Raw genomic sequence first — 12,833 nt, forward strand, 5'->3', positions numbered from 1 at the left:
GGACCGAATTTATCGATGAAGAAGCCTTCGATCGGTGCCAGCCAGGTTTGAACCAGGACGAAGATGGTAAATGCGATCTGGATCTCTGCGCGAGCCCAGCCGAAAGTACCTTGAATTTCAGGAACGAACAGGGTCCATGCATACTGGATGTTCGCGGTTGCAACCATACAAATGACGCCAACCAACAGTTGGAGCCAACGGGTGCTTTCTTTGATCGGTTGATCAGGACGGATTGCCGATGCGGAGAGTTCAGACATTGCGGCCTCCTTTAGCTGCGTTTCTCATGGTGTTTCCTCAAGTTATAAATCTGGTGTGTCGTGCAAACACACGCAATTGGGTTCATCTGCAAGTAAGGTGCGAAGACGTCCGCAAGATGTTGAAAGGCGGCCAAGACTACTGGACCGGTCGAATGCCGTTCCGCCCTCTGTTTTCGGTCCGGTCGGGATCGAAAACAGATCATTGGTTTCTGCGCTGTCTGGGTAGACAGACTGCTATCCGGACGAGTAATCCGAACATCGCCGCGCTCTGCCGAGGCAAAAACGCGGCTGCCGATGGAAGAAACCGTGCCGAAAAATTCTCGACACCCTTAACAAGTCCTGAATAATTGGGATTGCCGCGATTGCTCACGCCAGACCACAACGCGTTTTCTTTCTCGTTAAGATTGCGTGAGAGATTAAGTACTTCCCCCTATGCTAACAATGCGTACTATCACGTACACGTATAAGTGTTATTACTTATACGCTTAGTTGTTTTCCCTTATTTTTTTAAATTTCGCTTGCGTTTTGTAGTGCGGGAAAATGCCGTTTTCACTGTGAGAAAAGGCATTTGAAAAGATGAAAATCTAGTTAAAAGAAGTCGCCACGATTTTTAACGTTTTATTTTTGAAGCGGCAATTCTTTTAGATTGTTTTGTAATATTTCGGGCTTTGGCAGGGTGAAAAATAAAGATTAGGTGACCATACATATAAGAATGGTCGTGCCATTTTCATATGTAGGTCGATGAGCCGCTAAAAAAACGGCCTTCGGGTAGAAGGCCGTGCTCAAATGAGTCAGAGAAAAGAAGCGGGGTCAGTATGGTTTGTCTCCGCTTTTATTGCTATCCCATAAAGTAGGGAAATCTGCCGAGCACTCAAAAACGAAGGCACTGACAGCCAGGCTTACTTCTTTGGTTGGCCTTCTTCGCGACATTTTCCCTTTGCTTCGATGCCTGCGGTGACATCCTGATAGACATATTCGTGTGTTGCGCGGTCGTAGTATTGGCTGACCTTGCCATCATCGATGAAAACGACACGCGTGGCGTTGATGTCTTCCGGGAAGCCTTCTTCCCTGCCTCGCCAGCCTTTGCCATTATCCACGGAGGTCTTGAAGTAACGCGGCTCAAAATCGATCTCGAAACGTCGTTTGAACTCGGTTTTCTTTTGTCCTTCCGTGGTTTGTTGCACATCGCAGGTGATCGTCAGATCACTTGCTTTTGCCGGAGCGATGCCGAACCAGATCAGTGAAGCCAGTAGGAGTGTGAATTTAGACATGGCGATTCCTCATGCAGAAAAACACCGTCTGCAACGGACACACGGTGTTGTTATATTGGTTAGGGATGCTTGCGCACAAAATGTTCCCGAAGCTGGCTGATTGGGTAACATCTTTCGATAATGAAACGTTATCCCGCCGTTGCGCATCAAGAATAGGCGTCAGGATTCAAAGTCCAGATCCGGCTGATTCTCAATCCGGCTGATCAGGATTGTGGTGATGCGTCGGCCATCCACTTCGGTCACCTCATAGCGCCAGCCATCCAGTTCCAGCGCGGTGCCGGGTTCCGGGAAACTTGCAAAGCGGTCAAGCAGCAATCCGGCGATCGATGTGTAATCCGCACCTTCGGTCACGAGAGCGCGGGTCTCCAGTATTTGTTCCAGATGATGCAGATCGGCCGAGCCATCGACGCGCCAGCGATTGTCGCCCTCGGCTTGTACGGTAGGGCGTTCGTCTTCATCCGGAAATTCGCCGGCAATCGCTTCCAGAATATCGATCGGCGTCAACAGGCCATGGATGCTGCCAAATTCATCCACTGCCAAGACCAATTGACCTGGCGATTTTTTCAGGATCGCCATGGCATTGAGTACGCCCGCCGAGTAGGGCAGGATGATCGGTTGCTTCAGGCTGCCTTGCTCATTGACGATGCCGGTTGCGGCCAGATCACCGATTAGATCCTTGGTGCGGGCCAGGCCGACGATGTTGTCGAGTTCGGTACGGCAGACGGGCATCAGGCTGTGCGGCGTTTCACGCAATTGCAAAATGATTTTGTCCGGATCGTCATCCAGATTGACCCAGGAAATATCGGAACGGGGCGTCATGATCGAGCGAATCGAACGTTCGCCCAGTGAGAGAACGCCGCTTACCATGTTGCGTTCTTCAATACCGAAGGCGTGTACTTGCTGTTGTGGCGCTTCCGTCGTTTCCTCGACCGGGCCATGCGCACGCTGGCGACTGCCCAGCAGACGCAGGACAGCATCCGCAGTGCGGTCGCGCAGCGGAATCGCAGATTCCATTTTCAGGAAGTTGCGACGTGCCAGCTGATTGAAAAACTCGATCATGATCGAGAAGCCAATTGCGCCGTACAGATAGCCTTTCGGAATCTCGTAGCCCAGACTTTCCGACACCAGACTCAGGCCAATCATCAGCAGGAAGCTCAGACACAGCACGACCACCGTCGGATGTGCGTTGACGAAGCGTGTCAATGGCTTGGATGCCCACATCATGATCAGGATGGAGACGATGACCGCGGCCATCATCACGTATAGCTCCTCGACCATGCCCACCGCAGTGATCACCGCGTCCAGCGAGAAGACCGCATCCAGCACCACGATCTGCGCGACGACAACACCAAAGCTTGCATAGACCTTGGATTCGGTGTGAACGTGTTGTTTGCCTTCGAGACGCTCATGCAGTTCGGTCGTGGATTTGAACAGCAGGAAGATTCCGCCGAGGAAGAGAATGATGTCGCGCCCTGAAAACGGGAAGGCGCCAATGTGAAACAGCGGCGTCGTCAGCGTGACCAGCCAGGAGACAATGGTCAGCAGGCCGAGTCGCATCAGCAGCGCGAGCGAGAGACCAATGATGCGCGCCTTGTCGCGCTGGTGCGGGGGCAGCTTGTCTGCCAGGATCGCGATGAAAATCAGATTGTCGATGCCGAGAACGATCTCGAGCAGTACTAGTGTGAAGAAGCCCAGCCAGATTGCGGGGTCGGAAAGCCATTCCATGGTGTCAATACCTTGTCAAATAATCAGAGCGCCCGCGCAGCAGGTGGCGGGCAAAGTCAGTCATGCATGATTATGGTCAGACGCGCGCTGACACCACATCAAGCAAGATGTGTGCAGCATGCGAAGCTGACGAGATCGATGGCGGCGGCTTGCCAAGGCGGACCGGCGTAGCATTCAGGAAAGAGTCCGGTGCGACAGAGAGTCGGCTGCCCTCGTGAAGCGGTAGGGGAATGGCAGGTGCAGGAACAAGAATATCGGCAAAGTCTAGGTGTGCAGGCACGAGTTTGCCGGTTGCTGCATTGCACGGTAACAGATGCTGCAGGGGTGCTGTAGAGCAGGATGCATCAGACTGGCTATCCATGCCGGACAATGCGTACGCGGGCGGATAGTCTTCGGCTGAATCGGCAAAAACCTGTAACGGGAACAGCAGGATCAGACAGATGACGATGAATCGTCTCATACAGACCAAAATGAATACGGGGTGGTCAGTATATCAACAATCGCTAAGGCAAATTGTTAGCGACCGCACACTGCGATGCAATGTGCTGCATCGCAGTGTTAAGTAGTGCAGAGGCTGGCAGACCGTTACTCTTCCTCCGGGGCGGCGACAAAAGTACTTCTGGTTTGCAGATATTGCCGGATGATGGCCTGTTCCACTTTGACGCGCTCGTTGGGGCGACAGCAGTAGCGGAGCGAGAACGTGTATTCCTTGACCGTCTTGAGTTCGATCAGCACGCGCGGTTCGGCGGAAGGCAGCGTGACCAGTTCGCGCGATTCCAGCCGCTCAAAGTGGCGATTGGCTTCTTCGATCCAGCTGCCACAAATGTCGAATGCCGCTTTGAGCAAGGCTTGCTCCTGCAATTGCAGATTTTCATTGGGCTGGACCGCGACCGGCAGCATATTGATCGTAAAGCGTCCGGTGGCGGTCAGATTACGCACCGGTTTGCTCAGCAGAACCGAATGCGGAATCGTCACCGTATGACCAGTCAACTGATTGCCTTCCATCGTTTCTGCCAAGGTCGTGGCAATCAGGTCCGAATCCAGCACGCGGCCGGAGATGTTCTCGAGCTCTACAAAATCACCGATGCGGTACGGGCGTGAAATGGCCAGCATGGCCGTCCCCAGCAGGTTCAGCAAGAATTCCTTGCTGACGATCAGCATCGCGCCGGCTACGGCGGCCAGCGACAAAGCCGCGCCTGCAATTTTGGAAGCCCATGTTGCGCAGATCAGGATGACGGCCGTTAGCAAAACCAGATTCTTGGCAAGTACCAGATTGCGGCGCTGACGTGCAACATCGGTTGCGCCCTGCATGCGTGCACGTTTTTGCAGAAATTTGACGATCAGCAGCGTAACGATGATCGTGATGAGTGTCACCAGAATACGCCCCAACTCCGTCTTGGCGAAGAGGTTTAGTTCTGCAAACATTTCGGGGAAGCTGTAAGGCAATTGAGGAAAATTCCTTTTGAATGGTGTCTTGGTTTTTATTGGACAGTCATTTTGTGACCGCCTGGTTCGAGATGATACTGCGATTGGCGTTAGTGCGCGGCGGATGCAATGAACAAAGCCCGGAAAACCGGGCTTTGCTGAATACCGCAGGACTAGGTTGTCTTGCGCCGGAGATTGACCTGAGCGCAAAGAGAGTAAGAGAAAATCAGGACGAGACTTCTTCCAGTGATTTGCCCTTGGTTTCCACACCCATCACGATCACGATCAGTGCGGCTGCGGCGAACGACAAGGCGCCCAGCGTAAACACGCCGGTATGACCGGTCATCGGCAGAATCAGGCCAACAGCAAACGGACCGAGCAGCGAACCAAAGCGGCCTACAGAAGATGCAAAGCCGGCGCCAGTGGCACGCGAACGGGTCGGATACAGTTCCGGCGTGTACGCATACAGAACCGACCACATACCGAACATGAAGAACTGCATGCACAGACCGGCACCGATCAGTTGCGCAACAGGCGCTTGTGCGGTGGCAACCTGTCCGTAGACATACGCTGCAATGGCGCTGCCGACCAGCATCAGTACACATGTGCCTTTTCTTCCCCATACCTCGAGCAGCCAGGCAGAGAAGATGAAGCCCGGAATACCGGCCAGCGAAATATAGATGGTGTAGGTAACCGACTTGGTGACTTCATAACCGGCTTGTTGCAACAGCGCACCGAGCCATGTCGTCAGGCCGTAATAGCCAAGCAGGGCAAAAAACCAGAGTGCCCATAACATGACGGTACGTTTGGCGTAGACACCGCGCCATAGTTCGGCGAACAGGGCGCGTTTGTTGACTTTCTCGCCTGTATCAGCGGAAACCATCGGTGTTGGCAACGGCTTGCCGCCAGTTAATGCAATGACGCGTTGTTCCATCTGTGTCGTGACGCGGTCTGCGTCTTGTGTTCGTCCGACTTCCTCCAGCCAGCGTGGCGATTCAGGTACGTAGCGACGTACGATGAAGACAAACACGGCAGGAACAGACAGCGCAATGAAGATGCCGCGCCAGCCGATCAGCGGCAGAGTGAGCCAGGCCAGAATGCCGGCAGCGATGAAGCCGAGCGGCCAGAAGCCTTCCAGAATCGCGACGTAGCGACCGCGGCTTTTTGCCGGAACGATCTCGGACACCATGGAAAGTCCGATCGGAAATTCCATCCCCATGCCAAAACCGAGCAGGATGCGAAACATCATCAGTTGCTCGACGTTTTGTGCAAAGCCGCACAGCAGGCTGCCGACGCCCCAGAAGATCATGCTCCACTGGAAGACAGGTTTGCGGCCGAATTTGTCGGCGAGCATGCCTGCGATGGCGGCACCAAAGAACATGCCAAGAAAGCTGGAACTGGCGAGCAGGCCGGCCTGTGCGGTAGAAAGGCCAAACTCGGTTTTGATGGAGCCGAGCACGAACGTCATGATGCCGAGATCCATCGAGTCAAAAAACCAGGCCGTCGCAATGATGGCAAAGAGCGAGCGCTGGTAGCGTGTCATCGGCAGACGTTCAAGTCTGGCCGCGACGTTGGAACGGAGCCGGGCTCCGGTATTGGTCGTCATGTTTTGTCTCCTGTGATACCGCCTTGGGACGGTTTTATCGTGATTTTTCTACAGGTGCACTGATATATTATATAAATCTCAGTGATATTCAATAAGACTTTGCGTCAATGGATATTCATTTTGTGAAGTCGGCCTCCAGTCTTCCATGCCAGGCGGCTTCGACGATGTGTGCATAGTCGGCCGCGGTGTCGTTAGAGGGAAATGCCTTTGCCAGACGTGTCACGGCAAGGGCATCGGTAATGACAGTGCCAAGTTGTTCGTGCTGGATACCGAACGATTTCAGATCGGTTGGAATGCCAAGTGACTTGACCAATGCGCGCAGCACCACGGGGACTTGTCTTGTCGCGCTGTCTTCATCGTTTTCTTCAATGCCGAACAGACGCGCGATGGTGAGCAATTCGTTACGGCGTGTGACGCGCAGTGCATCCAGTACATAAGGCAACAGGACGGCATTCGTGCTGCCGTGGGATTGGTGTGTGATGCCGGCGACTGCGTAGGCAATGCCATGTACCGCATTGAGTCCGGCACCGCCGTATGACAGCGCAGCGTAATGGCTGGCATAAGCCATGCCGATACGTGCTTCCTGATCGCTGCCGTCGTGATAGGTCCGTAGCAGAAAGCGTGCGCACAGATCGATGGCTTCGCGTGCAAACAGCATGGTCAACGACGAGCGGCCGCTGTAGCCGGGATCGACCTGACCACCACGATCAAAGGCGAACGAGTCCATGGTCAGATAAGACTCCAGCGCGTGTGTCAGTGCATCAATACCGGCATCGGCCGTGACGCGTGGCGGACAGGTGTAGGTGAATTCGGGATCGATCAGCGCAATGACGGGGCGCAGCGTGTTGTCCATCACGGCCACCTTGGTGGCATTGCTCGGGTCGATCAGGATGGCGCCAGGCGTGGCTTCCGATCCTGTGCCTGCCGTGGTTGGCAATGCAATCAAGGGCAGTGCCCTGGGGGCCTGTGCCAGTGCACCGACGAACTGCCTGACCGGCTGGCCATCCGGTAACGTGACGCACAAGGCCTTTGCCAGATCGATGTTGCTGCCGCCACCCAGGGCAATCACATGATCCAGTTGCCTGCCTTGTAGTTGTAAGCGGATTTCACTGGTTGCGTCATCGCACAGTGTGGTTGTTGGGTCGGGTTTGCCGCCGTCATACACGATGGTAAGGATGCCGACTGCTTCGGCTGCCTTGATGTACTCATTTACCCATGGCGTTTTCTGGCTGAAGAACGTATCGGTGATCAGTACGCCCGTGCGATAGCCAAGTCGCGCTAGCAGTGCCGGTAACTGGCTACGGCTGCCGCAACCAAGGATGACACGCGCAGGTGGGCAGAAATGGATCAGATCATTGGGTCGCATGCAGGGCTCCGGTTTGTGGAAGAGTGGACAGAAAGGCGCGCATGGTTTTGGCAACCTGTGGAGCGTCTTGCGTGAGGATGCTGTGATAGCCATGCGGAATGCATTCGAGTCGTGCACCGCGAATACCGGCAGCCAGCATTTGTGCGTGGCTGAATGGTGAATCTTCGTCATCGCTGCCGTGAACAATCAGCGTTGGCAACTGGATGTGAGGCAGCAAGTGGCGTTGATCGGTCTGGCTGATACTTCGCCAGGTCCAGGCAACGGCATCGCGGTCGGCGGCTACCTGTAAACGCAAGCGTTCTTCACGCGCAGCGATCTCTTCGATTAACGAGGTGTGATTGGTTTGGCGGAACCATCGGACCTGCTGGAGCACAGGGCTGCCTGACATCAGAATCAATGCCTTGGGCAGGGGCAGATTGCCTTGCTTCAGCTGTGCCCATGTCGCCAATGTGACGGACACGCCCATGCTCCATCCGGCGAGAACGAAATTGGGTGTATCGACATACTGCGCGATGATGGCGCAGACTTCGGCTGCATAGGCATCGAGGCTGTAATCATCGATGCTGGCACCACGCCAGGCCGCAGCGCGACCGCGAAGGTTGGGCAAGATCCAGCGTGCGTCGTCATGCAGATTTCTTTCCACCGGCAACCAGCTGCTGCGTGTTCCTTGAATGCCGTGCAGCGCAACGATAGTCAGATCCTGTTCGGGATTGCCTGCTCGAATGACATCATGTTTCATGTGGTCTCTTCCTTTGATAATTGTTTTATATTTGATATATATCTTTAGAATTTATTTTGTTGATGCGATAACGTGTCATTGCGTATTCCTGTCCTATACAATCCGTCTCACATCTTTTCGCTTCACTCCTGCTCATGGCCACAACCAAAAAACCAGTCAAAAAAACCACGACCAAGACAACGACCAAGACAACGACCGGCAAGGCAGTTGCCGTCAAAAGAACCAAGTCAGTTGCAAGTACCGAACTGCATCGCATTGCCGGCCCAAAGCCAAAGCTGACGGATCTCGCATACGATCAGCTGGAAGAAGCCATCATCACGTTGAAGATTCCGCCAGGCTCCGTGATCTCCGAGCTCACGCTGAGCGAGATGCTGAACATCGGTCGCACCCCCATTCGCGAAGCAATCCAGCGACTGGCGCGTGAACATTTGCTGCTGGTGTTGCCACAACGTGGTTTGCTGGTACCCGAGATCGATCTCAAGAAACAGTTGAAGCTGCTGGAAACCCGGCGCGAGGTCGAACGCCTGATCTGCAAGAGCGCGGCACGGCGCGCCACACCTGATGAACGCAAAATCTTTGCGCGTCTGTTCGACGAGTTCATGCATGCTTCCAAAACCAATGACGATGTTGTCTTCATGCGATCCGATCGTGAGTTCAATGAGCTGACACTGGTTGCTGCACGTAATGAATTTGCAGAAGGGGCGATGCGCTTGATGCATGGCTTGTCGCGTCGCTTCTGGTACTTCCATTACAAGCAGGCAGCCGATCTGCCGGAAATGGCCCGCCTGCATGCCAACGTCGCCGGTGCCATTGCAAAAGGGGATGTCGAGGCAGCAGGATTGGGACTGGATCTTTTGCTGGACAACATCGAGACCTTTGCCAAGGCCACATTGATGGCGGACATGTAAAAAAACGGCCGCCGGATTGTGTCCGGCAGCCGCCCGCTTTACATCACGAGACCACGATCGATGGTTTCGTTCTCTTCCTTGGTCAGTTGCGGACCATCCAGCGTGACGCGCGAATCATCGATGCGGAAGCGCTTGATGATCGGCTTGAGCTCTTCCTTCACATGTTTTTCGCTATAGCCGTTGAACAGATGGCCCAGCAAGCCACGATCCAGGTCGGTCGTGCCCATGGCCCAGTCGGCAATCGGGAAGGTGAGGTTCATGTTGTACTTCATCATGATCCCCTGATTGTGATGCGCCGTATGGTGACGACGGATCGTATTGATGAACGGCATGTTGCGCACGAACCAGTTTTCATGCACGTGGCAGCAGTAGTGAAACGTCTCGTAAATCAGATACTGCGCCACCATCGTGATGAACAGGATGTAACCGGCATTCGGATTGAAGATGACGGAAGCGAGATAACCCAGTGTCAGGCCACCAACGCCCAGCGTGATCAGCACACGCCAAGGGAAAAAGACGATGCGGAATTCGCGCGTGGTGTCGATTGTTGCTTCATTGTCCGTAAAGTACTGATGATGCTGGCGCGTATGGCGGTCATAGATGGCGCGCAAGGCAAATACATCAATGCGGCGATGCATGACAAAGCGATGCATCGCCCATTCCACAAAGTTGCCGGCAATAAAGACAGGGATGGCCAGCAGCCACTCCCAGCGCGCATTGTCCAGTTGCGTGAGGCAATACCAGATCGCGGCAATGCCGACCGAGTACATCACACCAATGTGCAACAGACCGTTGTAAAGAGGGCTGATATCAGCCTTGTATTCTTCGCGAAATTTCCGCTGGCGCTCGCTCATCATGATTGTGTCTCCTTTGCGTGAGTCGCATGTTATGTATGACTAATATATTAGTTAGCGATATTTGGTATGTCAAGATCGTGTTTTGTTGTTTAATGTGATCAAATCGTGCTGGTTACAATCCCAACGGAGGAGATCGTGATGAATTCGATGCGTTTTGAGCAGCTGGTGGCGGGATTCAGTCACTTGCTGGATGACGGTGTGGATGAGCGGACACTGCTTGAGGAAGGCGCTGTGCTGTTGCGGGACGTGATCGCAGTCGATGACTGGTTGCCGGATGCCTGCTCAGTACCGCATCCGCAGTACTACCAGCAATACTTGCTGTATCTCGATCCGGCAGAGCGTTTTTCGGTTGTGAGTTTCGTCTGGGGGCCAGGGCAAACAACGCCTGTACATGACCACACAGTCTGGGCGCTGATCGGCATGCTGCGTGGCGCAGAGATGGGCGAGCGCTTCGCTGTGCCGGAACAAGGGCAGGCGATGCGCAGTCTGGGAACGGAGATTTTGCATCCAGGTGATATCGAGGTGCTGTCACCAGCAACAGGCGATATCCATCGCGTTTCCAATTACTACAACGATCAGGTTTCGATCAGCATCCACATCTACGGCGCCGACATTGGAAAAGTCCAACGGTATGTGTACAACGACCAGGACGGGAGTCGCCGCGCGTTTGTCTCTGGTTATGCAAATAGGTAGGTACTCACTTCAGGAAGTAACAGTGATTGCTTCCCGTAAATACCTAATTTATGAGATAGGCATTCGCAAACGACCGTCGCATCCTTCCATCTTCTCCTTGAAATGGCGGCTTTCGGTGCTGCTGAATTGGGCCGCTCTCCGAGGGGAAATCTTCACTGTTTTGATTTTGCGCAAATCCTGGCGCATCAGGTAAGCGCATGATTAGGTTGACTGCATCAGACTGATCAATCGGCGCGCAGACGCCATTACAGGATAAGGAGAGACAAGCATGCGCACCAATCTGCCGATTACCAATATCGAATATGTTCTAAAGGAGGGCACCTCACTGGTATCCAAGACGGACACCAAGGGCCGGATCACCTATTTCAACCCGGCTTTCATGGAAGCCAGCGGCTTCTCCGAAGAAGAGCTGATGGGCGCGCCGCATAATCTGGTACGTCATCCTGATATGCCGGAAGAAGCCTTCCATGACCTGTGGGACACCCTCAAAATGGGTTTGCCCTGGAATGGCGTGATCAAGAATCGTCGTAAAAATGGCGATTTCTACTGGGTTTATGCCAATGCCACACCGGTGCGCGAGGGCGATCAGGTGGTTGGCTATATGTCGGTGCGTAACAAGGCAACGACGCAACAGATTGCCGACGCAACGCAACTCTATGACAAATTTCGGAACGGGCAGGCGCGCGGTTTGACAATCCGACGCGGCGAGGTTGTATCGACCGGTGTTGGCGGCCGCATCGCGGCGCTGTGCAACCTGGGCCTGGGTGCGCGCCTTGGACTTGGCATGAGCATCCTGCTTGCGCTGATTGTTGCGCTGGGTCTGGTCGCCATCAGTGAAACCGAACAGGCCACGTTGTCATACTGGTATGGCGGTGCGACTGCAGTCGGCGTCGTGTTGGCCTTGTTCATTTGGAACAGCCTGCATGTCGCCGTGATTCGCCCGTTGAAGAGCGTAACGGATAGCGCCAATGCGGTGGCCGGTGGTGACCTGAGTGTGGTCTTCGAGACCAGTCGGCAGGACGACATGGGGCAGCTGCAACGTGCCTTGCAACAGATGAATGTCAATTTGCGTTCAGTGATGGGCGATGTTCGTACCAACGTCGATTCCATCATGATTGCGACAAAGGAAATTGCGAGCGGCAACATGGATTTATCGGGACGCACGGAATCACAGGCGTCGAGTCTGGAAGAAACGGCTTCCAGCATGGAAGAATTTGCATCGACCGTAAAACAGAACGCCGACAACGCCACGCAAGCCAACCAGCTTGCCTTGTCGGCATCCGAGGTGGCAGCGCGTGGCGGCGAAGTCGTCGCGCAGGTGGGGGCGACGATGAATGACATTAGTGCGTCGGCACACAAGATTGTGGACATTATTGGTCTGATCGATGGCATTGCCTTCCAGACCAACATCCTTGCCTTGAACGCGGCCGTCGAAGCGGCACGTGCCGGTGAACAGGGCCGCGGCTTTGCAGTGGTAGCGGCGGAGGTACGCAATCTTGCGCAACGTTCGGCCTCGGCTGCCAAGGAAATCAAGCAACTGATCGATGAATCCGTCACCAAGGTCGATGCCGGCAATCGTTTGGTGAACGATGCTACCGTCACCATGAGCGAAATCGTCAAATCTGTCCGTCAGGTGAATGACATCATGAGCGAAATCGCGGTGGCCAGTCGTGAGCAAAGCAACGGCATTACACAGGTCAACCACGCCATTTCGCAAATGGATGAGGTGACGCAGCAAAACGCCGCACTGGTGGAGCAGGCCGCTGCCGCTGCTGCCAGTCTGGAAGAACAGACGGTGCATCTGACGCGTTCAATCTCGGTGTTCAAAACGGAACGGGGTGATTCGCTGGCGATGGCGACACCTACTCGTGCAAAGAAACAGAAAGTCAGCGTCGCTTTGCTGCAGCCGGCGGCGCAGATTGCGTTCCGTTAAAGAAGCGGCAAACGGTTGGCAATGAAAAACGGCAGATCTTCTGATCTGCCGTT

At 54.3% G+C, this 12,833-nt stretch carries 11 protein-coding genes and 1 pseudogene; 3 read left to right on the forward strand and 9 right to left on the reverse strand.

All coding sequences use genetic code 11. The features are described from left to right. The 8 genes and pseudogenes from IEV29_RS13540 to IEV29_RS13575 form a co-directional block, all read right to left on the reverse strand. Positions 1–257, reverse strand: a pseudogene (locus IEV29_RS13540) (oxalate/formate MFS antiporter); the annotation flags it as partial. Between the two features lie 899 nt (positions 258–1,156). After that, positions 1,157–1,528 carry a hypothetical protein gene (locus tag IEV29_RS13545; protein WP_188381869.1) on the reverse strand — a complete coding sequence of 124 codons (372 nt, stop codon included), beginning with the start codon at positions 1,526–1,528 and terminating at the stop codon, positions 1,157–1,159. A 159-nt stretch (positions 1,529–1,687) separates the two neighbouring features. Then, on the reverse strand, positions 1,688–3,253 hold the full coding sequence (locus IEV29_RS13550; protein ID WP_188381870.1) for a TerC family protein: 1,566 nt from the start codon (positions 3,251–3,253) through the stop codon (positions 1,688–1,690). 76 nt (positions 3,254–3,329) lie between these two features. After that, a complete protein-coding gene (locus tag IEV29_RS13555) occupies positions 3,330–3,713 on the reverse strand; it encodes a hypothetical protein (protein ID WP_188381871.1) in 384 nt (127 codons plus the stop codon). Positions 3,714–3,838: 125 nt separating this feature from the next. Further along, complete coding sequence (locus IEV29_RS13560; protein ID WP_188381872.1) at positions 3,839–4,678, reverse strand: mechanosensitive ion channel domain-containing protein; 840 nt, start codon at positions 4,676–4,678, stop codon at positions 3,839–3,841. 226 nt (positions 4,679–4,904) lie between these two features. Beyond that, complete coding sequence (locus IEV29_RS13565) at positions 4,905–6,284, reverse strand: MFS transporter (RefSeq protein WP_188381873.1); 1,380 nt, start codon at positions 6,282–6,284, stop codon at positions 4,905–4,907. Positions 6,285–6,399: 115 nt separating this feature from the next. Continuing rightward, the gene (locus IEV29_RS13570) at positions 6,400–7,650 is read right to left on the reverse strand and encodes an iron-containing alcohol dehydrogenase (protein ID WP_188381874.1); all 1,251 of its coding nucleotides are present in this window, start codon (positions 7,648–7,650) and stop codon (positions 6,400–6,402) included. Continuing rightward, complete coding sequence (locus tag IEV29_RS13575; RefSeq protein WP_188381875.1) at positions 7,637–8,389, reverse strand: alpha/beta fold hydrolase; 753 nt, start codon at positions 8,387–8,389, stop codon at positions 7,637–7,639. The genes IEV29_RS13570 and IEV29_RS13575 overlap by 14 nt, the downstream gene beginning before the upstream one ends. A gap of 134 nt (positions 8,390–8,523) precedes the next feature. On the opposite strand from IEV29_RS13575, the gene IEV29_RS13580 reads away from it, so the two are divergent. Then, positions 8,524–9,297 carry a GntR family transcriptional regulator gene (locus IEV29_RS13580; RefSeq protein ID WP_188381876.1) on the forward strand — a complete coding sequence of 258 codons (774 nt, stop codon included), beginning with the start codon at positions 8,524–8,526 and terminating at the stop codon, positions 9,295–9,297. A gap of 38 nt (positions 9,298–9,335) precedes the next feature. On the opposite strand, the gene IEV29_RS13585 is transcribed toward IEV29_RS13580, so the two are convergent. Next, positions 9,336–10,154: a sterol desaturase family protein gene (locus tag IEV29_RS13585; RefSeq protein ID WP_188381877.1), complete on the reverse strand. Its 819-nt coding sequence runs from the start codon at positions 10,152–10,154 to the stop codon at positions 9,336–9,338. 138 nt (positions 10,155–10,292) lie between these two features. Between IEV29_RS13585 and IEV29_RS13590 the strand changes: the two genes are divergently transcribed. Both IEV29_RS13590 and IEV29_RS13595 read left to right on the forward strand, forming a co-directional pair. Continuing rightward, the gene (locus IEV29_RS13590; RefSeq protein ID WP_188381878.1) at positions 10,293–10,847 is read left to right on the forward strand and encodes a cysteine dioxygenase family protein; all 555 of its coding nucleotides are present in this window, start codon (positions 10,293–10,295) and stop codon (positions 10,845–10,847) included. Positions 10,848–11,115: 268 nt separating this feature from the next. Next, a complete protein-coding gene (locus tag IEV29_RS13595; protein WP_188381879.1) occupies positions 11,116–12,780 on the forward strand; it encodes a methyl-accepting chemotaxis protein in 1,665 nt (554 codons plus the stop codon). The last annotated feature ends 53 nt before the right edge of the window (positions 12,781–12,833 follow it).

It is taken from the genome of Oxalicibacterium faecigallinarum (assembly GCF_014635705.1).
Taxonomy (GTDB): Bacteria; Pseudomonadota; Gammaproteobacteria; order Burkholderiales; family Burkholderiaceae_D; genus Oxalicibacterium; species Oxalicibacterium faecigallinarum.